The 25,231-nt window shown below is 70.9% G+C and carries 17 protein-coding genes, 1 other RNA gene and 5 pseudogenes; 16 read left to right on the forward strand and 7 right to left on the reverse strand.

Features of this window, described 5'->3' with window-relative positions:
* Positions 1 to 299 (reverse strand): annotated as a pseudogene (locus tag ENC19_RS27235) (hypothetical protein); the annotation flags it as partial.
* Between the two features lie 208 nt (positions 300 to 507).
* Between ENC19_RS27235 and mtrA the strand changes: the two are divergent.
* From mtrA to hpf, 5 genes and pseudogenes are all read left to right on the forward strand, one after another.
* The gene (mtrA, locus tag ENC19_RS27240; RefSeq protein WP_164449927.1) at positions 508 to 1,197 is read left to right on the forward strand and encodes an MtrAB system response regulator MtrA; all 690 of its coding nucleotides are present in this window, start codon (positions 508 to 510) and stop codon (positions 1,195 to 1,197) included.
* Positions 1,198 to 1,210: 13 nt separating this feature from the next.
* Entirely contained in the window at positions 1,211 to 2,980 is a 1,770-nt protein-coding gene (gene mtrB, locus ENC19_RS27245) for an MtrAB system histidine kinase MtrB (protein ID WP_328824395.1), read from the forward strand.
* Positions 2,977 to 4,776, forward strand: coding sequence for an LpqB family beta-propeller domain-containing protein (locus ENC19_RS27250; RefSeq protein WP_164449928.1), 1,800 nt, complete (start codon positions 2,977 to 2,979; stop codon positions 4,774 to 4,776). The genes mtrB and ENC19_RS27250 overlap by 4 nt, the downstream gene beginning before the upstream one ends.
* 41 nt (positions 4,777 to 4,817) lie before the next feature.
* A pseudogene (locus ENC19_RS27255) lies at positions 4,818 to 5,479 on the forward strand (ComF family protein).
* A gap of 248 nt (positions 5,480 to 5,727) precedes the next feature.
* Positions 5,728 to 6,376, forward strand: a pseudogene (gene hpf, locus ENC19_RS27260) (ribosome hibernation-promoting factor, HPF/YfiA family).
* Between the two features lie 87 nt (positions 6,377 to 6,463).
* Here the strand turns inward: hpf and ENC19_RS27265 are convergent.
* Positions 6,464 to 7,605, reverse strand: a pseudogene (locus tag ENC19_RS27265) (GNAT family N-acetyltransferase).
* 23 nt (positions 7,606 to 7,628) lie between these two features.
* Positions 7,629 to 8,774 carry a GNAT family N-acetyltransferase gene (locus ENC19_RS27270; protein ID WP_164449929.1) on the reverse strand — a complete coding sequence of 382 codons (1,146 nt, stop codon included), beginning with the start codon at positions 8,772 to 8,774 and terminating at the stop codon, positions 7,629 to 7,631.
* Positions 8,775 to 8,943: 169 nt separating this feature from the next.
* Between ENC19_RS27270 and secA the strand changes: the two genes are divergently transcribed.
* Positions 8,944 to 11,871: a preprotein translocase subunit SecA gene (gene secA / locus ENC19_RS27275; RefSeq protein ID WP_164449930.1), complete on the forward strand. Its 2,928-nt coding sequence runs from the start codon at positions 8,944 to 8,946 to the stop codon at positions 11,869 to 11,871.
* A 142-nt stretch (positions 11,872 to 12,013) separates the two neighbouring features.
* On the opposite strand, the pseudogene ENC19_RS31610 reads toward secA, so the two are convergent.
* Together ENC19_RS31610 and ENC19_RS27285 are read right to left on the reverse strand one after the other, a co-directional pair.
* Positions 12,014 to 12,456: pseudogene (locus ENC19_RS31610) on the reverse strand (Rv3235 family protein).
* Between the two features lie 338 nt (positions 12,457 to 12,794).
* Entirely contained in the window at positions 12,795 to 13,028 is a 234-nt protein-coding gene (locus ENC19_RS27285) for a helix-turn-helix domain-containing protein (protein ID WP_099847443.1), read from the reverse strand.
* A gap of 210 nt (positions 13,029 to 13,238) precedes the next feature.
* Here ENC19_RS27285 and ENC19_RS27290 point away from each other — a divergent pair, with 210 nt between their 5' ends.
* Positions 13,239 to 13,757: a DUF6912 family protein gene (locus tag ENC19_RS27290; protein ID WP_164449931.1), complete on the forward strand. Its 519-nt coding sequence runs from the start codon at positions 13,239 to 13,241 to the stop codon at positions 13,755 to 13,757.
* A gap of 26 nt (positions 13,758 to 13,783) precedes the next feature.
* Here the strand turns inward: ENC19_RS27290 and ENC19_RS27295 are convergent, their stop codons facing one another.
* On the reverse strand, positions 13,784 to 14,833 hold the full coding sequence (locus tag ENC19_RS27295) for a hypothetical protein (protein ID WP_164449932.1): 1,050 nt from the start codon (positions 14,831 to 14,833) through the stop codon (positions 13,784 to 13,786).
* 286 nt (positions 14,834 to 15,119) lie between these two features.
* Between ENC19_RS27295 and pruA the strand changes: the two genes are divergently transcribed.
* The 8 genes from pruA to ENC19_RS27335 all read left to right on the forward strand — a co-directional run bounded on the left by pruA (position 15,120) and on the right by ENC19_RS27335 (position 22,676).
* On the forward strand, positions 15,120 to 16,751 hold the full coding sequence (gene pruA, locus ENC19_RS27300) for an L-glutamate gamma-semialdehyde dehydrogenase (RefSeq protein ID WP_164449933.1): 1,632 nt from the start codon (positions 15,120 to 15,122) through the stop codon (positions 16,749 to 16,751).
* A gap of 211 nt (positions 16,752 to 16,962) precedes the next feature.
* Positions 16,963 to 17,478 carry a PadR family transcriptional regulator gene (locus ENC19_RS27305; protein WP_164449934.1) on the forward strand — a complete coding sequence of 172 codons (516 nt, stop codon included), beginning with the start codon at positions 16,963 to 16,965 and terminating at the stop codon, positions 17,476 to 17,478.
* 204 nt (positions 17,479 to 17,682) lie between these two features.
* Entirely contained in the window at positions 17,683 to 18,804 is a 1,122-nt protein-coding gene (prfB, locus tag ENC19_RS27310) for a peptide chain release factor 2 (RefSeq protein WP_164449935.1), read from the forward strand.
* 118 nt (positions 18,805 to 18,922) lie between these two features.
* Entirely contained in the window at positions 18,923 to 19,603 is a 681-nt protein-coding gene (ftsE, locus tag ENC19_RS27315) for a cell division ATP-binding protein FtsE (RefSeq protein WP_093406596.1), read from the forward strand.
* Between the two features lie 67 nt (positions 19,604 to 19,670).
* Positions 19,671 to 20,546: a permease-like cell division protein FtsX gene (gene ftsX, locus ENC19_RS27320; protein ID WP_164449936.1), complete on the forward strand. Its 876-nt coding sequence runs from the start codon at positions 19,671 to 19,673 to the stop codon at positions 20,544 to 20,546.
* 131 nt (positions 20,547 to 20,677) lie between these two features.
* Positions 20,678 to 21,157, forward strand: coding sequence for an SsrA-binding protein SmpB (gene smpB, locus ENC19_RS27325; RefSeq protein ID WP_164449937.1), 480 nt, complete (start codon positions 20,678 to 20,680; stop codon positions 21,155 to 21,157).
* A 105-nt stretch (positions 21,158 to 21,262) separates the two neighbouring features.
* Positions 21,263 to 21,638, forward strand: a transfer-messenger RNA (tmRNA) gene (gene ssrA, locus ENC19_RS27330).
* 90 nt (positions 21,639 to 21,728) lie between these two features.
* Positions 21,729 to 22,676 carry a hypothetical protein gene (locus ENC19_RS27335; protein WP_164450059.1) on the forward strand — a complete coding sequence of 316 codons (948 nt, stop codon included), beginning with the start codon at positions 21,729 to 21,731 and terminating at the stop codon, positions 22,674 to 22,676.
* Between the two features lie 72 nt (positions 22,677 to 22,748).
* On the opposite strand, the gene mdlC is transcribed toward ENC19_RS27335, so the two are convergent.
* Positions 22,749 to 24,344: a benzoylformate decarboxylase gene (gene mdlC, locus ENC19_RS27340; RefSeq protein WP_164449938.1), complete on the reverse strand. Its 1,596-nt coding sequence runs from the start codon at positions 24,342 to 24,344 to the stop codon at positions 22,749 to 22,751.
* 224 nt (positions 24,345 to 24,568) lie between these two features.
* Here mdlC and ENC19_RS27345 point away from each other — a divergent pair, with 224 nt between their 5' ends.
* Positions 24,569 to 25,159: a YqgE/AlgH family protein gene (locus ENC19_RS27345; RefSeq protein WP_164449939.1), complete on the forward strand. Its 591-nt coding sequence runs from the start codon at positions 24,569 to 24,571 to the stop codon at positions 25,157 to 25,159.
* The last annotated feature ends 72 nt before the right edge of the window (positions 25,160 to 25,231 follow it).

Below are 25,231 nucleotides of genomic sequence, written 5' to 3' on the forward strand. Positions count from 1 at the left end.
GCGCGGGCGGCCGGGTTGCCGAGCAGCAGAATGATCATCGCTTCGGTCGCCGCGCCCAGGGTGAGCAGGAACCAGAAGGTGTCGAGCTCGTTCGTGTCGGACACCCACCACAGCGGCGCGGTGGCACCCACGGCGGTCCGCAGGGGCAGCAGCACGAGCTGTTCGGCGGCGGCCAGCACGGCGGCGACGGGAAGCAGGACCGGCGCCTGGCCGCGGAGCAGCAGCACCGCGGAGTCGAGCAGCTCGCCGGTGGTCAGCGGGCGGCCGGGGAGTACGACGGTCGGGCCTGTGTCGGGCACGCGTACTCCTGGGAGGCGGTGATGGTGGCGCGCTGCGGCGCACCCGGGGATCATGTTGACACGCGCGGTCGCCCTGGGTGCAGACCCGCCCCCGGGGTGGCACGTGCGGGCGGTACAACCGAGCGGTGCTGGGCACGGGCCACCTGACGGCAGTAGCGTGCGGGTGACGCCGAGCCCACCGAACTGACGGGATGGAACCATTAACCCCATGAGAGCCCGGGTACTGGTGGTCGACGACGACCCCGCGCTCGCCGAGATGCTCGGCATCGTGCTGCGCAGCGAAGGCTTCATGCCCTCGTTCGTGGCGGACGGGGAACGGGCATTGGCCGCGTTCCGTGACAGTCGGCCCGATATCGTCCTGCTTGACCTGATGCTGCCCGGAATGAGCGGTATCGACGTGGCGCGGGCGATCCGGGGCGAGTCCGGAGTGCCGATCGTGATGTTGACCGCCAAAAGCGACACGGTCGACGTCGTCCTCGGTCTGGAGTCCGGTGCCGACGACTACGTGGTCAAGCCGTTCAAGCCGAAGGAGCTGGTGGCCCGCATGCGGGCGCGGCTGCGCCGGGGCGAGGACGCCGCGCCGGAGCTGCTTACCATCGGCCCGCCCGGCAACCAGATCGCCATCGACGTGCCGGCGCACACCGTCAGCCGCAACGGCGAGGAGGTGAAGCTGACGCCGCTGGAGTTCGACCTGCTGGTCGCGCTCGCCCGCAAACCGCGTCAGGTCTTCACCCGGGAGGTGCTGCTGGAGCAGGTCTGGGGCTACCGGCACGCGGCGGACACCCGGCTGGTCAACGTGCACGTGCAGCGACTACGTGCCAAGATCGAGCCGGATCCGGAGCGACCCGAAATCATCCTCACCGTTCGCGGCGTGGGCTACAAGGCGGGTACCGGATAGCCTTGGTCGCACTGTGGCCACCTCCCCGATCCCCGATCTCGATCCGACCTCCCGCCGGCAGGGCGCCGGGTGGGAGTTGTGGCGTGGGGTGAGGGGCCGACTGGCCCGATCACTGGCGCGGCTGCACCAGACCTGGCGCCGCTCGTTGCAGGTGCGGGTGGTGACCATAACGTTGGTGACGTCCAGCCTGCTGGTCGGGGGCTTCGCCTACCTGATCGCTGACAAGATCACAAGCATTCTGCTGGACAACGCCAAGACCGACGTCCAGTTGCGGCTGCTCAACGGCGCGGAGTACGCGGCCAAGCAGTTCAGCCTCTACAGCCAGCCCCAGGAGGCTCAGCTCCAGGAGACGATCGACGGCACGGTCAACTACCTGGCCGGTGGCGACCCCCAGCAGAACAGCGGCGTGGTGGTGGCCCTCACCGCGGACAACTGGCCCGGTGTGATCGAGCCGCGCACCTCACCGTCGGCGAACGTCCGGCCGCTGATCAGCCCCGAGCTGCGCGCCGCGGTGGCCGACGGCAACGTGGCCAACCAGATCCGTACCGGCCGGCTCACCGGTGACGCCGAGACGAAGTACCTCGTCTACGGCTCGCCGGTGCCGACCCGGTTCGGTCAGGTGGAGCTGTACTACTTCGTGCCGCTGACCCTGCAGGACACCACCGCCGCACAGGCGCGGGCCACCGTGGTGGCCACCGGAGTCGCCCTGGTGCTGCTGCTCGGCCTGCTCGCCGCGCTGGTGACCCGCCTGGTGGTGATCCCGGTACGGGTCGCCGCCCGGACCGCCCAGCGACTCTCGGCCGGCCTGCTCGACCAGCGGATGGCCGTCAACGGTGAGGACGACCTGGCGCTGCTCGCGGCCTCGTTCAACCAGATGGCCACCAACCTGCAACGGCAGATCCTGCGGCTGGAGGAGATGTCCCGACTGCAACGCCGGTTCACCTCCGACGTGTCGCACGAACTGCGGACCCCGCTGACCACGGTACGGATGGCCGCTGACCTGATCTTCGCCGAACGCGACGAGTTCGATCCGGCGGTGGCGCGCAGCGCCGAGCTGCTCCAGGCCGAGCTGGACCGCTTCGAGGAACTGCTGACCGACCTGCTGGAGATCAGCCGGTTCGACGCGGGTTTCGCGGTGCTCGACGCCGAGCCGACCGACCTGGTGCCGGTGGTCCACCGGGTGGCCGACCGGCTGACCGGGCTGGCCGAGCGGGTAGGGGTGGCCATCGAACTGGACGTCCCGGCCGCCCCGGTGATCGCCGAGATCGACCCGCGACGGGTCGAGCGGGTGCTGCGCAACCTGGTCGGCAACGCTGTCGAGCACGGCGAGGGCCGGCCGGTGCGGATCACGCTGGGCGTGGACGACACAGCCGTCGCACTGACCGTGCGTGACCACGGTGTCGGGCTCAAGCCGGGCGAGGAGAAGCTGGTCTTCAACCGGTTCTGGCGGGCCGACCCGTCGCGGGCGCGGCAGACCGGGGGGACCGGCCTGGGCCTGTCGATCAGCCTGGAGGACGCCCGACTGCACGGCGGTTGGCTGGAGGCGTGGGGCGCACCGGGACAGGGCGCCCAGTTCCGGCTCACCCTGCCGGCGCGTGCCGGTGACCGGCTGACCACCTCGCCGCTGCGGCTGGTACCGGCCGACGCCACGCTGCCGTTCGGCGGCGCGCCCGCAGGTGGACTGCTGGCCATCGGGCCGGGCCCGGCCGGCACGCTGGCCATCGGCCCGGCACCCGACGCGTCGCCGTCGGCCGGGCAGCGGCGCGCGGAGGTGGGCTCGTGAGGCGACGGTTGCTGACCGGGGCCCTCGGTGGCGTCCTGGTGCTGGGCGTTGCCGCCGGCTGCGGAATCCCGGACCGCAGCGCGGTACAGATCGAGCAGCGTGGGCCGGCCGCGGAGACGAACTGGTCGCTGGGCCGCGGCACCGAACCGCCGACGCGGGAGGCCAGCGGTAGCGACGCCGAGGCGTTCGTGCGCAACTTCCTGGCCGCGGCGGCCGGCGAGCCCGACCGGGCGTACGAGCGGGTCACGCGGTTCATCGCGACTTCCGAACGCGACGGGCTGCCGGACAAGCAGGGCAGCGAGGTGGCGCTGTCGGTGGTACGGCTCACCGACGATCCGGTGATCGAACCGGACGTGGACAGCATGAAGGTGACCATCAGCGTGCAGCAGGTCGGCCTGCTGCGGGCCAACGGGATGCTGGTGCCGCCGGTGGCCACCGAGTCGACGTACGAGTTCCGGCTGGTGAGCGCCGGTCCGACCGGAGAGGACGACGCCGGGTACTACGTCAGTGACCCGCCGAACGTGCTGCTGCTCAGCGACGACGCGCTGCGCCGGTACTACCAGGCGGAGGCGATCTACTTCTGGAACTCCGGCCGCACCCAGCTCGTGCCCGACCAGCGGTACCTCTCCTCGGCCGTGCCGCCGGAGCGGCGGGTGAGCGAGGTCATCCGGTGGTTGACCGCCGGCCCCTCGGACTGGCTGCGGATCGGTGTCGCCGGCCTGCCCGACCGTACCGAAATGATCAACAATGCCACCGGCTCGGACGGCCGGTGGGAGGTCAACCTCGACATGCCGGGCGCCGACGAGCAGCGACTGGAGCAGCTCGCCACCCAGTTGGCGTGGTCCCTGCGGGAGTTGCACGGAACCGTCGAGGTGAAGATCCTCAACCAGTCCCGCAAGGTCGTCGACCTCGCGGAGCAGCGCAGGCTGAATCCACTGGACCCGGTCGAGGTCAACGCCCGGCGGTACTGCGTCTACGAGGGGGCCATCCACTCGCTGACCGTGGCCGGCGAGGCCGCCGGCTCGGTGCCGCTGGCACCCGAGGTGAACCACGACATCGTCTCCGCCGGGCTGCGTCGCATCGACAACGACGTCCTGGTCGCCGCGGTGGTGGCCGGTGCGGACGGGCGGCAGCGACTGGCCGTCGGCCGCGGTGGTGGCGTGGTGGAGACCCTCACCACCGGCACCAGCAGGTACGCCGCCATGAGCCGCCCGGTCTGGATCCGCAGCGACGGTGCCCGGCCGGCCGGCCTGGTGGTGGCCGACGGCCGGCTCTACCGCTTCGACAACCAGGCGACGACACGGCAGGTCCAGCTCGGCCTGCCGGGCCGGGTCACCGCGGTGGCGGCCGCCCTGGACGGGCACCGGCTCGCGCTGATCGTCGACGGCACGCTGCACGTCGCCGCGATCAACTGGGAGGGTGGGGTGCCCACCGTGGGCCCGGCCCGGCGGTTGGTCAGCTCGCTGAGCGACGCCACCGCGGTGGACTGGTCGGCGGCGAACCTCCTGCTGGTGGCCGGCTCGGCCGGGCGTCCGGCGATCTACGACGTGAGCGTGGACGGCGCCCTGGAGACCCCGCTGCGGGAGGACACCGGCAGCCAGGTCGATCACCTCGCCGCGTACCCCGCAATCGCCGAGCGCTCCCCGCTGGCCGGCTCGTTCATGTACGAGGCGAACGGGGTCGCGTACCGCAGCAACCCGTTCGACCGGATCAACCGGGACCAGGTCCAGGACGTGACCCCGCCGCCGGCCGGTGTGCGTCCGGGCAACCCGACCGCACCCGTCTTCCTGTACTGAGTGCCGTGACCGGAGGGCTCTGGGCTGACCTGGCCGACCTGGTGCTGCCCACCGAGTGCGCCGGCTGCCGGCAACGCCGACCGGGGCTGCGACAGGGGGTCTGCCCGGACTGCGTCACCGCGCTGCGGGCGCTGCGCCCGGCTCCGGTGCGGCCGGTCCCGGCCCCGCCGGATCTGCCGCCCTGCCATGCCCTGGGCGAGTACGGCGGGCCGCTGCGGAGACGCTGCTGGCGTACAAGGATCACGGCCGGCACGGTCTGGCCCGGCCACTCGGTGCGCTGCTCGCCGAGGTCGTCGCCGCGGCGGTCGGTGCGGTGGGCCCGGTGCTGCTGGTGCCGGTGCCGGACACCCCGACGGCGGCCCGGGCCCGCTACGGAGATCACCTCAGCCGGTTGACCCGGCACTGCGCCCGCCGGTTGCGGGCCGCGGGCTGGCCGGTGCGGGTGCACCACGCGGTACGCGCCGGACCCCGACCGGACTCGGTCACGCTGGACAGCGCCGGGCGCGCGGCGGCGGCCACGTCGGCCTTCCGGGCCCGCTCGGGCCGCGGTCCGGCGGTTGCCGGGTCGGCAGTGGTTCTGCTGGACGACATCGTCACCACCGGAGCGACCCTCGCGGCGGTCAGTCGGGTGCTGACTGTGCGCGGGCTGTCGCCGTACGGCGCGGCGGTGCTGGCCGCGACACGGAAAAGGCACCAACAGTGACCGATCGTGTTTCCGTTTCACCCCTTCGTGTACGAGGTGTGGAAATTCTCGGGCCGGTCTTGGCGACCGGGGGTGACTGTCGGGCTAACAGGAGTTAGCGTTTGGCTGTCGGGGGTAGGAAGGCCATCCCACCCGCCCCCGGCGGTGAGAGGAGGCGTAGCCGCATTGACCGGTCGACGCCGAATGGGGCCGTCCCCCGGGCGCGACCGGATTTCCGGATCGAAGACCGTCCGAACGAGGGAGGTCACGTGGACATCGTGGTCAAGGGCCGTAACGTCGAAGTGCCGGACCATTACCGGGTGCACGTAGCAGACAAGCTTGCGAAGATCGAACGCTACGACCACAAGCTCATTCGTGTCGATGTCGAACTGTTCCACGAGCGCAATCCGCGCCAGGCCGATCACTGCCAGCGGGTGGAGATCACCTGCTATTCCCGTGGCCCGGTGATCCGGGCCGAGGCCTGCACCAGCGACTTCTACAGCGCGCTGGACTCGGCGATCGCCAAGCTCGACTCCCGGCTGCGGCGCGCGGCCGACCGGCGTCGGGTACACCGTGGCCGGCACGCGCCGCTCTCGGTCGCCGCCGCGACCGCCGGCCTGCCGGTGACCGACCTCCCGCGCTGTCCGCCCCGTGGAGACCAGCAGCGCCGCCGCGCAGACCAGCAGCGCCACCGCGGTGGCCGAGCGGCCCGAGGAGGAGTACGCCGACGACCAGCCGTGGCACATCGCCCGGGAGAAGGTGCACCCCGCCGAGCCGATGACCATCGACGACGCCCTGTTCCAGATGGAACTGGTGGGCCACGACTTCTATCTCTTCCAGGACAAGGAATCCGGCCGGCCGAGTGTGGTCTACCGGCGGCACGCCTACGACTACGGCATCATCTCGCTGGACATCTGACCGTCACGGCGGCCCGGGTCGGCATCACCGACCCGGGCGGCCGGCGCGGTGTCGGCCTGGGCCGCCCGCCCGCACCACCGGCCCTCGTCAGCCGATCGGATCCGTCGGTAGCAGGCCGTAGACCGTGGAGTCGACCCGGCTGCCGGCCGCGCCGGGCAGTCGGCCGCGCAGCAGCCCCTCCCGCCGGAAGCCAGCCTTGTCCAGTACCCGCTGGGAGGCGGCGTTCTCGGGCAGGGTGCCGGCCCACAACCGGGACAGGCCGACGTGGTCGAACCCCCACCGGGCGAGCAGCCGTACGGCGCGGGTGGCGTAGCCGCGTCCGCGCCACTGCGGCAGCAGGCTGTAGCCGATCATCGCCTGGCCGTTGGCGGGCTGGTCGTGGTTGAGCGTGCAGTTGCCGACGAAGTCACCGGACGCACCGTCGAGGATGGTCATCGCGGCGGCGGTCCCGACCAGCCACTGCCCCTCCGCGCCAGCGCACCGCCGTTCGATCTCCTCCCGGGCTGGCGCTCCCGGGGGAACCCGGCTGGCCGCCACCTCCGGATCGCTGTGCAGGCGGTAGGTCTGCTCGGTGTCGTCCGGCCCGAGCCGGCGCAGCACGACCACCCCGTCGGTGAGCCGGCCGTCGGGCAGGTCCGGCAGTGGACGCTCCGACGGGCCGGGCGGGTCGCCGGCGAGGCGCACCCACACGGTCAGGTCCCGCCGGTCGCCGCCCCGGGCGGGCGTCGCGGAGCGGCGTACCCCTCGGGTCGGAAACCGACGGCCAGCGCGACCCGCTGGCTGATGGCGTTCTCCGGGCGGGTGAGCAGCTCCAGGCGGGCGGTGCCGCCGGCGAAGGCGTGCTCGGACAGGGCACGGGTGGCGGCGGTGGTCACCCCTCGACCGCGCGCCCACGGTGCCACCCAGTAGCCGATCTCCGCCTGGCCCCGCTGCGGCACCGGGTTGCTCAGGCCCACGGTGCCGAGCAGCCGGTCGGTCGTCGGGTCGGCCACGGCGTAGGCGGCACCACCGCTGGCGAAGGCGGCCGGAGCACCCTGCGTGATCCACCACCGTGCGTCGGCCTCGGTGTACGGGTCGGGCAGCCCGTCGAGGAAGCGCTGGGTGAGCGGGTCGGCGCAGCCGGCCGCGACATCCTCGACGTCGTCGAGGCGGAACGGCCGTAGCCGCACCCCGTACGCCTCGATCCGCTGCTCGCTGTACTGATGATTCGCTCGCGGCTGCTCGCCCATGCCGGCCCTTCGCTGCGCTGCGCTCATGACAGGTCCTCCGCGAGCAGGGCACCGACCCAGGCGTCGACCCGGTTACCGCGGTGGTGGAGGGCTCCTCGGGCGGTGCCCTCCATCGCGAAACCGGCCTTCTCGGCGGCTCGCCGGGAGGCGACGTTGCCGACGTTGGCCCGCCATTCGATCCGGGCCAGTCCGAGGGTGGTGAAACCCCAGGCACACAGGGCCGCCAACGCCGCCGGCTGGTAACCCCGCCCCCGGGCCGGTGGCGCGGTCATGAAGCCGACGTCGGCCAGCAGCGGGTCGGTCGGTGACAGCCGCAGGTCGATCGAGCCGGCGTACCGGTCCGCGGCGTCGGTGAGGACGAAGTTGGCGCTGGTACCGGCGGCCCAGGTGCCCTGGACGAACCGCAGGAAATCCTCGGCGTCCGCGCGCGTGTACCCCTCCGGCACGGTCGTCCAGCGCAGCGTGTCCGGGTCCCGGCAGGTGGTGACGATCGCGTCGAGGTCGCGCTCCTCCATCGGGCGCAGGCTCAGCTCGTGCGTGCCGGCGGTGGCGAACAGGGTCGGTTGCGGCTGACCGAAGACGGCGGCACGACGCGCGTCCAGGGTGCCCGGACCGGCCGGGCCGACCTCGCCGGGCGCTGGTACGTCACCGGGCAGCAGAGTGCCGAACCACTCGTGGGCGCCGCCCACCGGGTCGGCGGCCCGCAGCCGCCCCTCGATCCGTACGCCGCAGCGCAGGGCGACCAGCCGGGAGGCGTGGTTGCCCACCCGTGCGCCCCAGAGCAGCCGGCGCAGCTTCAACTCGTCGAAGGACCACCGGGCGACGGCCCGCACGGCCCGCACGGCGACGCGCTGGCCACGCGCCCACGGTGCGGTCCAGTACCCGATCTCGCTGAGTTCGTGCCTGCGGTCGATGGTGTTCAGCCCGCAGGCACCGAGCACCTCGCCGCTGGCGGCGTCGCAGACCGCGAAGGCCGCCCCGGTGCCGAGTTCCCACTGACGGGCGCGGTCCGCGACGAAGCTCTGCGCATGTTCGTGCCGGTACGGGCGAGGTACGGTGGTCCAGCGTTGGATGTCCGGATCCTGGCAGGCGCGGTGCACGGCGTCGGCGTCGGACTCCCGCCACGGCCGGAGCAGCAGACCGTCCTCGGTGATCTCCACGGGCTCCACCGGGTCATCGTGCCGGATCGTTCGCGCACGGCGTAACCGGATAACCGGGACGCGAACGAGAGCGGAGAGTGTTATGTCGGTTTCACGGCGGCGGACCACCGCCACCAGTGACCATCCGCCCGATGGAACGCCTACGATGGTTCGAGACTGTCTAGGGGAGCGTTGATCCGTGTCGATTCTGGAAAAGGTCCTCCGTGCGGGCGAGGGGCGCATGGTGCGCCGCCTCAAGGCGATCGCCGCCGCCGTCAACTCGATCGAGGACGACTACGTCAACCTCACCGACGATGAGCTGCGCGACATGACCGAGCAGTTCAGGGAGCGTCTCGCCGACGGCGAGACCCTGGACGACCTGCTGCCCGAGGCGTTCGCGGTCTGCCGGGAGGCGGCGGCCCGGGTGCTCGGTCAGCGGCCGTACGACGTGCAGGTGATGGGTGGCGCGGCGTTGCATTTCGGCAACATCGCCGAGATGAAGACCGGTGAGGGCAAGACCCTGACCTCGGTGATGCCGGTCTATCTCAACGCGCTGTCCGGCAAGGGCGTGCACGTGGTCACGGTGAACGACTACCTGGCCCAGCGCGACGCCGCCTGGATGGGCCGGGTGCACGAGTTCCTCGGCCTGAGCGTCGGTGTGGTGCTGCCCAACCGTCCGGCCGCCGAGCACCGCGCGGCGTACGAGTGCGACATCACCTACGGCACGAACAACGAGTTCGGTTTCGACTACCTGCGCGACAACATGGCCTGGTCGAAGGAGGAGCTGGTCCAGCGCGGCCACAACTTCGCCGTGGTCGACGAGGTCGACTCGATCCTGATCGACGAGGCCCGTACCCCGCTGATCATCTCCGGCCCGGCCGAACACTCCGCCCGCTGGTACGGCGAGTTCGCCGCGGTGGTGGCCCGTCTCCAGGCGGGCAAGGACGGCGCGGGTGACTACGAGGTCGACTACTCCAAGCGCACCATCGCGGTCACCGAGCGGGGCGTGGCGAAGGTCGAGGACCGGCTCGGCATCGACAACCTCTACGAGTCGGTGAACACTCCGCTGGTCGGCTACCTGAACAACGCGATCAAGGCCAAGGAGCTGTACAAGCGCGACAAGGACTACATCGTCAGCGACGGCGAGGTCCTGATCGTCGACGAGTTCACCGGTCGCATCCTGCACGGTCGCCGCTACAACGAGGGCATGCACCAGGCGATCGAGGCCAAGGAGGGGGTGGAGATCAAGCAGGAGAACCAGACCCTGGCCACCATCACCCTGCAGAACTACTTCCGCCTCTACGACAAGCTCGCCGGCATGACCGGTACGGCACAGACCGAGGCGGGCGAGTTCAACAAGGTCTACAAGGTCGGCGTGGTGACCATCCCGACCCACCGGCCGATGATCCGCGAGGACCGCGCCGACGTCATCTACAAGACCGAGCAGGCCAAGTTCAACGCGGTGATCGAGGACATCGCCGAGCGGCACCAGGCAGGTCAGCCGGTGCTCGTCGGCACGGTCTCGGTGGAGAATTCCGAGATCCTGGCCCGGCTGCTGACCCGCCGGGGCATCCCGCACTCGGTGCTGAACGCGAAGTTCCACGCCCGGGAAGCGGAGATCGTCGCGCAGGCGGGTCGCAAGGGCGCGGTCACGGTGGCCACCAACATGGCCGGCCGGGGCACCGACATCCTGCTCGGCGGCAACCCCGAGTTCCTCGCGGCCAACGAGCTGCGCCAGCGTGGACTGGATCCGCTGGAGAACGCCGAGGAGTACGACAAGGCCCTCGAAGAGGTGCTGCCGAAGTGGAAGCAGGCCTGCGACGCGGAGGCCGAGGAGGTCGCCGCCGCCGGTGGGCTCTACGTGCTGGGCACGGAACGGCACGAGTCCCGGCGGATCGACAACCAGCTGCGTGGCCGGTCCGGCCGGCAGGGTGACCCGGGCGAGTCACGGTTCTACCTGTCCCTGCAGGACGAGCTGATGAAGCGGTTCCGCTCCGGTGCGGTGGAGGCGGTCATGGACCGCTTCAACATCCCGGAGGACGTGCCCATCGAGTCGAAGATGGTCACCCGCCAGATCAAGAGCGCCCAGGCCCAGATCGAGGGGCAGAACGCCGAGATCCGGAAGAACGTCCTCAAGTACGACGAGGTCATGAACAAGCAGCGCCAGGTGATCTACGCCGAGCGACTGCGCGTACTCAACGGTGAGGATCTCTCCGAACAGGTGCGCAACATGATCGACGACACCGTCGAGGCGTACGTGCGGGGGGCCACCTCGGACGGCTACGCCGAGGATTGGGATCTTGAGCAGTTGTGGTCCAGCCTCAAGCAGCTCTACCCGGTGGGCATCACCATCGAGGAGCTGGAGGAGGAGGCCGGTGGGTCGCGGGCCAGCATCGACGCCGACTTCCTGCTCGCCCGGCTGAAGGAGGACGCGAACGCCGCGTACGACCGGCGGGAGGAGCAGCTCGGCGCCGAGGGCACCCGACAGCTGGAGCGGATGGTGCTGCTCCAGGTCATCGACCGCAAGTGGCGTGAGCACCTCTACGAGATGGACTACCTCCAGGAGGGCATCACGCTGCGGGCGTACGCCCAGCGCGACCCGGTGGTCGAATACCAGCGTGAGGGCTTCGACATGTTCGCCACCATGATGGACGGCATCAAGGAGGAGACGGTCGGCTTCCTCTACAACCTCGAGGTGCAGGTCAACGAGCCGGAGCCGGAGGCCGAGGAGGTCCAGCTGCTGGACAAGCCGGTGGAGATCCGGGCCAAGGGCCTGGGTCGTGCGCCGCAGCAGCAGGGGCTTCAGTACTCCGCGCCGACCATCGACGGTGAGGCCGGCTCCGGTGGCATCGCGGTGCAGCGTGAGGAGCAGCGGGCTCCCGCGCTCGGCATCGGCCGCCCGGACCAGGCCGCCCCGGCGGCGCCGGGGCGGACGGCACCTGCCGCGCCGCAGCGTCCAGCCGGTGGCCTGCGTGGTCCGGCGGTCCCGGTCGGCAACTCCCGCCAGCCCGCACCGGGGCAGGCGACCGCCAGCAACGGACCGTCCCGCAACGCGCCGTGCCCCTGTGGCTCGGGTCGCAAGTACAAGCGCTGCCACGGTGCGCCCGGCGGCACCTCGGCCGGCTAGGGATCCGGCCCGACTCCGGAAGATCGCGCCCGATCCCGGATCGGGTGGCCACCGCCCCGCGCGGACACGGCCATCCGCTCGAGATCCGGGCGCGATCTCGTCCGGGCTCCCGTCCGTGGACGTCGGGTCGTGGGCGCGCCGGTCAGAGCACCCGCAGGTCGGTGCAGAACCAGTTGCCGCAGCGTTGCTCCAGGCGGAGCGCCATCGCCCAGCTACGACCGCCGGCACCGGTGAGCACGGCGGCGGCCTCGATTGCGGTGGGGCGAGGCTCGCAGACGCGCAACCGGCGCAGCCGCACCCCAGGCGCGGCGATCGCCGCCGGGTCGGAGCCCCGCGAGCGGTGGCCCGGGCGAGCTCGGGCAGCAGCACCGCGACCCGAGCCGGATCGAGTTGACGACGTAGCTGCACCGGCGGCCGGAACCCGTTGAACACCTCCAGGCAGGTGGCGACGAAGCGGTGGGCAACCCGGGTGGCCCCGGGCGTGGCCGTGGTCAGTGCCTCGGGAGGTAGCTGCCGGGCCGGCTCGCGGCCGGACCAGGCGGCACCCGGACCGGCGGGCCGCCCGGCCTCGCCCGACCACGGCATGCCCGGGTTGACCGGTCGGCTGCCGGGGCGCGCGGCCCCTGCGGCAGCTGCTGCCCCTCGGGGTTACGGCCGCGGGGCCACTGGCGGCCGGTGGCGAACAGGTCGAGTGCGAGCTGGCCGTCGGCCGGGCGGGGCCAACCGGCGGCGTCCTCGTCGACGGACGGCGGCTCGAAGGCGGGCGCCGGTCGCAGCCGCACGGGCGGGCGCGCCGGCCCGGGTCGCCGGAGGTCGGTCATCGCGGTGCCTCCAACCAGCAAAGCTTACGTTTGCCTTCGTTTGCCTTCGACAGCTTCGATTGTCGGGCACGGCAGAGCCCACGGTCAATGCCGTGGCAGCTCCTACCGCTCCTCGGGATCGCGTTCCGCCAACGGGTTCCCGCGCACCCACTCGGCGGTCTCGGCGTACTTGCGCTCGATGTACTCCTCCAGGCGGGCCCGTTCCACCCGCCACTGTCCCCGGCCGCCGATCTTGATCGCGGGCAGCTCGCCGCTGCGTACCATGTGGTAGACCTGCGAATCCGACACGTTCAGCTCGGTGGCCACGTCGGACAGCAGCAGGAACCTCGGTTCCACCGAAACTCCCCTGGTTGACGTCGTTCGCCTCAGTTTGCCACCGGCGGCCGACCGCCGACCAATCCGTCGCCCGCCCGGCGGGACACACCGGCCCGTCGCCGGAACTTCCACGGAGGCGACACGAGGTGTATGACGGTCAGGGCGAACGGGCAGGACCGTACGCCGAACCGGCGGTGTCGCCGCCGGACGGAGCAGAGCGGGGAGACCACGGTGACCGACAAGCTTGTCCGGGTCTATGTGCCGGCGACCGTGCCGATGCTGACCAGGCTGCCGGAGCACGGCCTCGCCGCGACGCAGGCGCACGCGGTGACCCCGACGCTGCGCGAGTGGTACGCCGAAGGCGACGAGGAGGAGTTGGAGTACGTCGCCTTCACCCGCGCCGCCCAGGACGCGCTGCAACTGATCCGGCACGACCCGGCCGCGCCGCGCCGACGGGTGGTGGTCTCGGCGGACCTGCCCGCGACGGCGATCGGTCGGGGCGACGGTGAACTCGGCTCCAGCGTGGTGGAGTTGCTCGCCCCGGTGCCGGTCGCGGCCGTCGCGGCCGTGCACGTGGACGGGGTGGACGCCGCGGACGACGTGGCCGCCGCCGTCGAGGTGGTGCTGGAGGCGTTGGCCGGTGACCCGGACGCCCAGTTCACCGTCGACGGTGCCGAGGACCACGAGCTGGAGTGGTACGACCCCAGCGAACTGGAGTCGCTGCTGCGCGCCACCACCACGGAAGGCTGACCGCAGTCCGGGTCACCGGTCGTCGGCTACGCCTCGTCGTCGGCCGGAGCGCCGAGCGTGCGGCCGAAACTGACCACGGCGGTCAGCGCGCCGACGAACAGCACCCAGATGGCGTTGTCCACCCGCGACGTACCGAGTGAGGTCTGCGCGACCGCGTCCGCCTCGCTGAGCGCGGCGGCCAGGTCGATGAGCGAACGCCCACCGATCCGGATGATCACCTCGGTGAGCAGCAGCAGGAGCCCGGGCCCGGCACCCGCCACCAGGTACGCCGGCCAGCGCGGTCCAGCCGCCCCACCGTCCCGTACGGCTCGTCGCCGGGCCCAGGTGAGGTAGCCGAAGGCCAACCCCCCGGCGACGAGCCCGGCCAGCAGGGACTCGGTCCGGGAGACCCAACTGGCCGCGTCGACAAGCGACTGCTGGCTGTCGCCGGCACCGAAGAGGTTGAACAGCGGGTCCCGGGCCACGCTGAAGGCCACCACGAAGACCAGGGTGCCCAGCGCGGCGGCGGCCACGGCACCCACCACGGCACCGTCGCGGGCCCCGGCGAGCGCGCCACCGATGACGGCCGCGGCGGCCGTGGTGCCGGCGATCGTGCGGGTGGTGACGTCACCCGCGTAGGTGAGATCGATCGCGAGTGCGGCGAGCAGCCCGACCAGCAGCCCGGCGCCGATCGCCACCGCGAAGCGCAGGGTCACCCGCTCGGTCCGGCGGGCCACCGGCTCGCCGGCGGCCAGCCCGACGGCGGCCCCGGCCACCAGTGCGGCCGAGATCACGCCGGGCAGCGCGAAGGCGGACAGGCTCACCGCGGTCACCCCGGCCGTCGCCGAACTGATCGCCTCCCGGGTCGACCAGAGCATCGCGGCCAGCCAGCCGGTCGCCAGCAACGCCAGCACCGTCGTTGCCGGTGCGGGTGCCGGGCGGCTGGTGTCGACGTCGTCGCCCGCGCGTGGGTCGGCGGCGTCGGAGTGCTCGCCGAGGTCCGGGTCGGTGGCCGCGGTCCGGTCGCTCGGTTCCGGATCGACGGCGTCGGACTGGTCGGGCTGAGCGGCGGTCGGCCCACCGGGCTCGTTGCTCAATCGTCTTCCCTTCGCCGCCGGGCCCGACCGGGCCGCAACCGTCACCGGCAACCCAGCGTACGCGGCCGGGACGCGGGTGCGCCCCAAGCCCGCACGGCCTGCATTTCTTCGGTCAGGTTTCGCAAGGGGGAACGAATCGGTTCCGGTGAACGTGAAACACCTCGTGATCAATGGTCCACGCGCGCCCGGGGTGTCATCGACCGATGCTGGCCGTGGGAGGATTGGCACGGGTCCCGCCAGCGCGGGGCTGGTTTCGCCATCGCCGCCGAGATCGCCAGGAGCCCTGATGGACGCCGTGTTCGCCGTACCCGAGCCACGTAACGAGCCGGTGCGTAGCTACGAGCCGGGCAGCACCGACCGAGAACGTCTCCAGCGGCGGCTCACCGAGCTGGCCGCCGAGCGCATCGACCTGCCGATGACCATCGCGGGCGAACAGCGGATGGCCGGCGGCGAGCCGATCCAGGTGGTGCAGCCGCACCGGCACGCGCACGTACTCGGGGTCACCGGTCACGCCACCCACGACGACGCGCGAGCGGCGGTCAAGGCCGCCAAGGACGCCGCACCTGGCTGGCGCACGTTGCCCTTCGAGGAGCGCGTCGCGATCTTCCTACGCGCCGCCGAACTGCTCTCCGGGCCGTGGCGGGACACCCTCAACGCGGCCACCATGCTCGGCCAGTCGAAGACCGCCGTCCAGGCCGAGATCGACTCGGCCTGTGAGTTCATCGACTTCCTGCGGTTCAACGTGCACTTCGCCCGCAACCTGCTGGCCGAGCAGCCGATGTCGTCGCCGGGTGTGTGGAACCGCTTCGACCACCGGCCGCTTGAGGGATTCGTCTACGCGGTCACCCCGTTCAATTTCACCGCCATCGCCGGGAACCTGCCCTCGGCGCCGGCCCTGCTCGGCAACACGGTGGTGTGGAAGCCGGGCCCGACCCAGCAGTTCGCCGCACACTTCACCATGCGCCTGTTCGAGGCGGCCGGCCTGCCGCCCGGTGTGATCAACATGGTGACCGGCCGGGGCGAGGAGGTCTCCGACGTGGTGCTGGCCGATCCCGACCTCGCCGGCATCCACTTCACCGGGTCCACCAAGGTCTTCCAGCACCTGTGGCGCACCGTCGGGGAGAACATCGCCGGCTACCGGGGATACCCGAGGCTGGTCGGCGAGACCGGGGGCAAGGACTTCGTGGTCGCGCACTCCAGTGCCGACGTCGACGCCTTGCACACGGCGCTGATCCGGGGTGCCTTCGAGTACCAGGGGCAGAAGTGCTCGGCCGCCTCCCGCGCGTACGTCCCGCGCTCGCTCTGGGAGGGCGGCGGCCTGCGCGACCGGCTGGCCGCGACCGCCGACGGGCTGGCCTACGGCGACGTCACCGACTTCCGCAACTTCGGCGGTGCGGTCATCGACGACAAGGCGTACTCCCGGCACACCGCCGCACTGGACCTGATCTCCTCCGACGCCAGCTGCCGGATCATCGCCGGCGGCACCGCCGACGACTCCGTCGGCTGGTTCGTCCGCCCGACGATCTTCGAATGCGAAGACGCGGCACACGAGACCTTCACCACCGAGTACTTCGGTCCGATCCTCGGCGTGCACGTCTTCGACGACGCCCGCTTCGACGAGGTGGTCACGCAGGCCGAGGCCATCGCCCCGTACGCGCTCACCGGGTCGATCTTCGCCACCGACCGGCGGGTGGTCGACGCGGTGGCCGAGAAGATGCGGTACGCGGCCGGCAACTTCTACATCAACGACAAGCCGACCGGTGCCGTGGTCGGGCAGCAGCCGTTCGGCGGTGCCCGGGCCAGCGGCACCAACGACAAGGCCGGATCCTGGCACAACCTGGTCCGCTGGACGTCCCCCCGGACGATCAAGGAAACCTTCGTCCCACCGACCGACCACACCTACCCCCACATGGGCTGACGATGTAACGAAGGGCCCTCAACCGACGCCTCGTGTGTGGGAGAGGGCCCTTCCGTACGCGCCTCCGGTCGCCGGTCGAGGACGACCGGAGGCGGCAGGTGGCCGGCTTCGGTGGACCGTCGCGCGCCGACAGTGCACATAGGAAACCCCAATCGGTGGCGAAAAGGGGAAATCCTGGACGCTGGCCCGGCAAAGTGGCAGCGTAAGGGGCATGGCGGAATCCGGAGTGAACCCCACGGCGGCGGCCCTGCTCGGGCTGCTCCATGAGGGCCCCATGACAGGTGGCCAGTTGATGGCCGCCGCCGAGCGCCGGCTGGCGCCGTACTGGTCGATGACCCGAAGCCAGGTCTACCGCGAGCTGCCGGTGCTGGCCGAGCGGGGTTTCGTCCGATTGGGTAAACCCGGCCCGCGGATGAGTCAGCCGTACGCGATCACCGCAGCCGGAAAACGGACATTTTCCCGATGGCTCGCCGAGGATCCGGGGCGGGACACCATCCGCAACCCGATCGCCCTGCGCATCGCCTTCGGGAACCTGCACTCCCCGAACCAGCTCAAGAACCTCCAGGCCGCAGCCAACGAGTACCACACCGACGCGCTGGCCCGAGTCCGCGAGCAGGTCAAGAACGCCAAGAAGGAAGGCGACACGTACGACGCCAGCGCGCTGGAGTTCGCCGTGGCGTACCACCGTGCCGCCCTGTCCTGGCTCAAGAGCGCCGCTGCCGGCTGAGGCGGATGCCGGGCTCGCCTCCTCGTCCGCGGGTTTGTTTGGCGCGGAGTGCGGGGCTCGCAAGCTCACTCCTCGTCCGCGCAGGGCTTGTTTGGCCCGGACTGCGGGGCTCGCAAGCTCACTCCTCGTCCGCGCAGGGCTTGTTTGGCCCGGACTGCGGGGCTCGCAAGCTCACTCCTCGTCCGCGCAGTACCCTTGTCTGTCGTGACCGCTGCCGACTTCGCCGAACAGCTCAAGGAACTCGACGCCACCCTGCGCAACATCGAGGCGGTGCTCGACCTCGACCGTCTCCGCGCGGACAAGGCCCGCCTGGAGCAGGAGGCGTCCGCCCCGGATCTCTGGGACGACCAGGCCCGTGCCCAGCAGGTGACCTCGCAGCTGTCGTACGTCAACGGCGAGATCGACAAGCTCGGCAGCCTGCGGTCGCGGCTGGACGACGCGCACGTCCTGCTGGAACTCGCCGAGGCGGAGTCCGACTCGGGGGTGCTCACCGAGGTCGAGTCCGAGATCACCGGGCTGACCAAGGCCATCCAGGAGATGGAGGTCCGCACGCTGCTGTCCGGTGAGTACGACTCCCGGGAGGCGCTGGTGGCCATCCGGGCCGGTGCCGGCGGCGTGGACGCGGCCGACTTCGCCGAGATGCTGCTGCGGATGTACCTGCGCTGGGCCGAGCGGCACGGCTACCCGACCGAGGTCTACGAGACCTCCTACGCCGAGGAGGCCGGCCTGAAGTCGGCCACCTTCACGGTCAAGGTCCCGTACGCCTACGGCACGCTCAGCGTGGAGTCCGGCACCCACCGGCTGGTGCGGATCAGCCCGTTCGACAACCAGGGGCGGCGGCAGACCAGCTTCGCCGGGGTCGAGGTGCTGCCGGTGGTCGAGCAGACCGACCACATCGACATCCCCGAGAACGAGATGCGGGTCGACGTCTACCGCTCCTCGGGCCCGGGCGGGCAGAGCGTCAACACCACCGACTCGGCCGTACGGATCACCCACATCCCGACCGGCATCGTGGTGACCTGTCAGAACGAGAAGTCGCAGTTGCAGAACAAGGCCTCCGCGCTGCGGGTGCTCCAGGCCCGGCTGCTTGAGCGCAAGCGCCAGGAGGAGCAGGCCAAGCTCCAGGGGCTCAAGACCGACGCCGCCGGGTCGTGGGGCGACCAGATGCGTTCGTACGTGCTGCATCCCTATCAGATGGTGAAGGATCTGCGTACCGAGCAGGAGACCGGCAACCCGGGATCGGTCTTCGACGGTGATCTCGACTCCTTCATCGAGGCGGGGATCCGGTGGCGCAAGCAGCAGCAACTGGCCGGCGACCGTGCGTGATCGATCGTGGGCGGAGCGCGCCGTCGATCTCCACCTGACGTGCTGATTTGATGACTTGCCCCGCAACGGCGGGGCGTGGGACTTGGCACGACAGTTACACGGCGTAGACTCACCACCCGTGATTCAGCTTGAGCAAGTGACGAAGACGTACCCGAAGGCGTCGCGGCCTTCGCTCGACAACGTGTCCGTGTCGATCGACAAGGGCGAGTTCGTCTTCTTCATCGGCCCATCCGGCTCCGGCAAGTCCACCATCGTCAAGATGCTGCTGCACGAGGTGGTTCCCAACAAGGGACGCGTCGTCGTCAACGGCAAGGACGTCACGTCGATGCGGTCCTGGAAGCGCCCGCACTTCCGCCGTTCGATCGGCTGCGTCTTCCAGGACTTCCGGCTGCTGCCCAACCGCACCGCGTACGAGAACGTGGCCTTCGCGCTGGAGGTGATCGGCAAGACCAAGGCGGTGGCCCGCCGGGTCGTGCCGGAGGTGCTGGAACTGGTCGGCCTGGGCGGCAAGGAGCACCGCTACCCGCACGAGCTCTCCGGTGGTGAGCAGCAGCGCGTGGCGGTGGCCCGGGCGTTCGTGAACCGGCCGCTGATCCTGCTGGCGGACGAGCCGACCGGAAACCTGGACCCGGACACCTCCATCGAGATCATGCGCCTGCTGGACCGGATCAACCGCACCGGCACCACCGTCGTGATGGTCACGCACGACTCCAACATCGTGAACCAGATGCGCCGTCGCGTCATCGAGATCGAGAGCGGCCGTATCGTTCGCGACCAGGCCCGCGGCGTCTACGGGTGACGGCCCTACCCACCGCACCCCGATCTGACGACGAACACCTCACGCCGGAGAGCCGGAGGAAATCCCGATGCGGATGAAATACGTCATGTCCGAGGTACTGGTCGGACTGTGGCGCAACGTGACCATGACCGTCGCGATGATCATCACGATGGCGGTCTCGTTGACCATGCTCGGTGCCAGCGGCCTGATCTACACCAAGGTCGCCGACATGAAGCAGCTGTACTTCGAGAACATCGAGGTCTCGATCTTCCTGGACGCCGAGGTGACGGAAGAGCAGCGCAGCGCGATCGCCACGCAGCTGGAGTCCGACCCGCTGGTCTCACAGGTCACGTACGTCAACAAGGACGAGGCCTTCCAGCGCTTCCAGGAGATGTTCCGGGACTCGCCGGACCTGCTCAGCGCGGTCAAGGCCGACCAGCTTCCGGAGTCGTACCGGCTCAAGCTGGTCAACCCGGAGGAGTACAAGACCATCTCCGACCAGTACACGGCGGTCGAGGGCGTCGACCAGGTCGTCGACCAGAGTCAGGTGCTCGACAAGATCTTCAACCTCTTCACCGCCGGGCAGAACATCGCGCTCGTCGCCGCGATCGCGATGGCGGTCGCCGCGCTGCTGCTGGTCGCCAACACCATTCAGGTCGCCGCGTACAGCAAGCGGCGTGAGGTCGCGGTCATGAAGCTGGTCGGCGCGTCGAACTGGTTCATCCAGGCGCCGTTCGTGCTGGAGGCGGTGGTCGCCGGCCTGATCGGCTCGATCCTGGGCCTCGGCGCCCTGATCGCCCTCAAGATATTCCTCTTCGACGGTGCGCTCAGCGCCCTACAAGGGCTCTTCGCACCGGTGAGCTGGGGCGAGGTGTTCCTGACCTTCCCGGTGATGGCTGGCGTCGGTGGCCTGATCAGCGCGGTCACCGCCTGGGTCACCCTGCGCTTCTACCTGCGGGTCTAGTTGTCGCCCGAGGGCCCTTCCACGCCGGAATAAACGGCGCGGGAGGGCCCTTGTCGTTCGGGTAGCATGATCTTCGCTCGGCGGCCGGCCAGGTCGGTCACGGGCGGCAACGAAAGGGAGGTGGCGCGGCGATGCCACGGGAGAAGGGGCGTAAGGTCGTCGCCTCCAACAAGAAGGCGCGGCACGACTACGCCATCCTCGACACGTACGAGGCGGGCATGGCGCTGACCGGCACCGAAGTGAAGTCGTTGCGGGCCGGACGGGCCTCGCTTGTCGACGCGTTCGCGCAGGAACGGGACGGCGAGCTCTATCTGCACAGCATGCACATCCCCGAGTACACGCAGGGCACCTGGACCAACCACGAGCCCCGGCGCACCCGCAAACTGCTGCTCAAGCGGCTGGAGATCGACCGGCTGATCGGCAAGCTCCGGGAGAGCGGGCTGACCCTGGTGCCGCTTCAGGTCTACTTCTCCGACGGCTGGGCCAAGGTGGAGATCGGCTTGGCGAAGGGTAAGAAGGCGTACGACAAGCGCCAGGACCTCGCCAAGCGGGACGCCGACCGGGAGATCCAGCGCGCGGTGGGTCGGCGCGGCAAGGGGATGGCCGACTGATTTGTCCGGTTTATTCCGCCCGGTGCGCCGCTCCGGGCTCGGGATGAATCCGGTTGCGGCAGGCGTTACGCTTGTCGGAGCCGCCGGAGATCGGCGGCCTGTCGAGGGGGTGACTGGTTTCGACTTCGTACGTTGCGGCAGGGGAAGCGAGCCGAGGAAGCCGACGTCGTCTCGAGAATCGTTCGTCGGAAACCAATAAGCGCCAAGAACAATCGCGCTGACTTCGCTCTCGCCGCCTGAGGCGAGTAGCAAGTCTGTCGGCCTGGGAGCGCCTTCGACCCAGTTAGCCGGCATCAGCTAGAAGGCTGGCCAACCGGACCCGGTCGCGGGGTCCGTGCGGCGAGATCAATCAGCGACTGGGCCCGTCACACCGACTCGCTCGCGTGATCGGAGGGGCCGAGTAGAGGCACAGCGAGCTGCGCTCGGAGAAGCCCTGACAAGGCGGCGAAGGACCCGGGTTCGATTCCCGGCACCTCCACCACCTGACTGCGCGCCCCGGTCACCCTGACCGGGGCGCGCAGTCGTTGTTCCAGCCAGGGAACCAGCCACCGTGCTGGGCCGTCGGAACGGTATGCGCCGAGTCCTCGCCCTGTTGGGCCTGCCACTGCTGATGATGGCCGGTTGCGCCCGTCCAGGCACCGAACCGACCGGCCCGGGAATCCCGAGCGACCGGCACGAGGCGTTCGAGCAGCGTGCGACGGCGGTCGCGCAGGCGTGGCGCCCGGGTGCGGCGTGGGCCACCGGCTACGTGCCGCTCCAGGAGCCCACGGTGCTCGTCGGCGAGCCCGCGTTCACCGAGGAGACCAAGCTCGCCTTCCACGCCGGCTGGTACCGGCAGCAGGTGCCGTTGCCGCCGGGGCGGCCAGCCGACGGCGCCGTCCGCTTCCCGGACGGGGAACTCCACGTACCACTGGTCAGCGCCGCCGAGGCGTATCGGCAGATCGACCAGGGCGATCCGCCGCCCTGTCCCGGGCGGCCGAAGGACCCCGGCACACCGCCGCCGGCCAACCCGCCGGACGGGCCGGACGCCCCGGTGAGCAGCGGCCCGCAGGCCGCCTGCATCCCGCTCACCGTCACCGGCGTCGAGCTGGGTGCCGCGCCGGTGCACACCAGCCGGGGTGAGGCGCGGGTGCCGGCCTGGCTGTTCACCGTTGAGGAGATCGACGCCGTGGTGGCCCGGCTCGCGGTGGCACCCGACGCCGTGGGCGCCCTGCCCGAGCCGGTCGTGCCGTCCGCGCCCGCGCCGCAGGACCTGGTCAGCGCGCAGGACGTCGAGTCCGCCGACGGTACGACGTTGACCTTCCGGCTCGGTGTCGGTAGCTGCGACACCGGGATCACCCCACTGGTGCAGGAGCACGATCATGTGGTCGTGGTCGGCGGCACGGTGGTGCGGAGCACCGGCGTCTGCGACGACATGCTCAGGCTGGAGCCGGTCACGGTGACGCTGCGGGAGCCGTTGGCGGATCGACCGGTCCTCGACGTGGTGAACGCGACGCCACTGCGCTTCACCGTCGGCTGACCGCGCCGGCCGACGCCGTCCGGTCCCGGGGCGACATCGGCCGGCGCCCGCCTGTCTCGTCTGTCACCCGGTTCAGAGGATCGGCGGCACGTCGGTGCGGATCGGCACCGGCAGCACCGTCGGCCCGTCGGCCCGCAACGCTGTGGCCAGTGCCTCGCCGAGATGGTCCGGATCGTCGACGACGGTGGTGGCACACCCGTAGCCGCGGGCTATCGCCGTGACATCGATGCCGGGCAGGTCCAGCCCGGGTACGCCCGGCGTCTGCTTGAGTTCCGCGAACGCCTTGAGGATCGCGTACTGCTGGTTGACCGGCACGACGACGACCAACGGCAACCGCAACTGGCTGGCGGTCCAGAGCGCCTGGACCGAGTAGTGGAACGAACCGTCGCCGATCACCGCGATCACCGGCCGGTGGCGGCCGGTGTCCCGCTGCGCCAGCGCGATGCCGACGGCCGCCGGCAGGCCGTAGCCGAGACCACCGCTGGCCATCGTGAAGTACGACCCGGGAGTGTCGAACCGCAGGCGGCGACGCAGCGCCGACAGGTTCGACGGGGACTCCTGCACCAGCACCCCATCGGTGGGCCAGTGCCGGGCCAACGCGGCGAAGAGTCCGTCGGCGCTGAGCGGAGACGAGTCCTCCACCGGCGCCGGCACGGGCCGGGCGGGCGGTGGTGGCCGGTCGGCCGGTGGCATCAGGTCGGCCAGCGCGGCGAGGGTGAGGCCGGCGTCGCCGAGGAGGCTGTCGCCGACCGGGGCCCGGGCCGCCTCCTCCGGATCGTCGGTGACATGCAGCAGCCGGGCACCGTCCGGCAGCGTCTCACCGGGCACGTGCGGATAGTACCGGAACACCGGGGCACCGACCACCAGCACGGTGTCGTACCCCCGGAGCTGCTCGGCCAACGGACCGATCGCGAAGGGCAGCACGCCCCGGAAGTGCGGATGATTCTCCGGGAAGGCGGTCCGCTCGGGTGCGGGCGCCGACCAGACCGGGGCGATCAGCCGCTCCGCGAGGGCGACCCCGGCCTCCCAGGCACCGGCCCGGTCCACGGCGGCCCCGAACACCAGGGCCGGTGACCGACTCGTCGCCAGTGCCGAGGCGAACTGACGTAGCCGCTCGGGATCGGGAGCGAACCGGGTGGCCACCGTGCGGGTCTGCGGCGGCGGGTCGGCGGGCTGGGCCCAGTCGTCGAGCGGCAGCGAGAGGAAGACGGGCCCGGTCGGTGGTTGGATCGCGGTCGCGTACGCCCGCATGAGCGCCGCGGGGACGTCCTGGGCCCGGACCGGCTCGTGGGCCCACTTGACGTAGGGCTGGGGCAGTTCGGTGGGATGGCGGGCGGTCAGGCGGGGTTCGAGCAGCAGCATCTCCCGGGTCTGCTGTCCGGCGGTGACGATCAACGGGGTCCGGTTGTGCCAGGCGGTGACGATGTTGCCCATGGCGTTGCCGGTGCCCGGTGCCGTGTGCAGGTTGACGTGTGCCGGTGCCCCGGTGACCTGCGCGTAGCCGTCGGCCATGCCCACCGCCGACGCCTCGTGCAGCGCGAGCACGTAGTGGAAGTCGTCCGGGAAAGCGTGCAGGAACGGCTCCTCGGTGGAGCCGGGGTTACCGAAGACGGTGGTCATGCCCAGGGCCCGGAGCAGGTCGTAGGTGGTGTCGCGGACCGTTGCCATCGCTTCTGAATGTATCGGGGTGACTCGGGAGCAAAGGGCATTTCGCCATGGCCCGGCCCAGCCGACCGTCTGTCGATCACCCGACCGTCAGACCTTCGCCTGGATCGGGGGCGCAAGCTATGGTGCCAGGCATGGCGATGACAGCGCGGATGTCACCGGTTGGGCTAACCGTCGACGAGTGTCACCGGTTGCGCCTCCCCGTGCAGGACTGACGGGTAGGCGTGATGCAGGGAGAGGGGCAGGCGATCGGCGGGCAGGCGACGGAGTCGATGACCGGGAAGCTGCTGGTGGCGACACCGGCGCTGAAGGACCCGAACTTCGACCGTACCGTCGTGTTGCTTGTCGCGCACGAGCCCGGCGGCGCGCTCGGGGTGGTGCTGAACCGGGCCACCGAGGTGCCGGTGGCGGACGTGCTGCGCGACTGGGGCGACCTGGCTCGCCACCCGGCGGTGCTGTTCGAGGGCGGCCCCGTGCAGCCCGACTCCGCGATCTGCCTGGCCCGGCTGCGGTCGCCGGTGCGCCGCCTCAAAGGCTTCCACCAGGTCTCCGGCGCGGTGGGCACGCTCGACCTGTCGGTGGACCCGCAACGGCTACGGGAGAACGTGCAGAGCATCCGGGTCTTCGCCGGCTACGCGGGCTGGGGCACCGGCCAACTGGAGCAGGAGATCGAGGACGGGTCCTGGTTCGTGCTCGACGCGCTGCCCGGTGACGCGTTCGTCGACCGACCTGATGATCTCTGGCCGATGGTGCTGCGCCGCCAGGGCGGCATGATGGCCGCGGTCGCGCACTTCCCGCCCGACGTTGCGCTGAACTGACCGGCGTCGGCGGGCACCCCCGCGAGATGACCATGCCGACGGGCGTGTGTATAGTTCTCCCAGTGCCCGGGG

Origin of the sequence: Verrucosispora sioxanthis, from assembly GCF_010560025.1 — a bacterium.
Lineage (GTDB): Bacteria > Actinomycetota > Actinomycetes > Mycobacteriales > Micromonosporaceae > Micromonospora > Micromonospora palythoicola.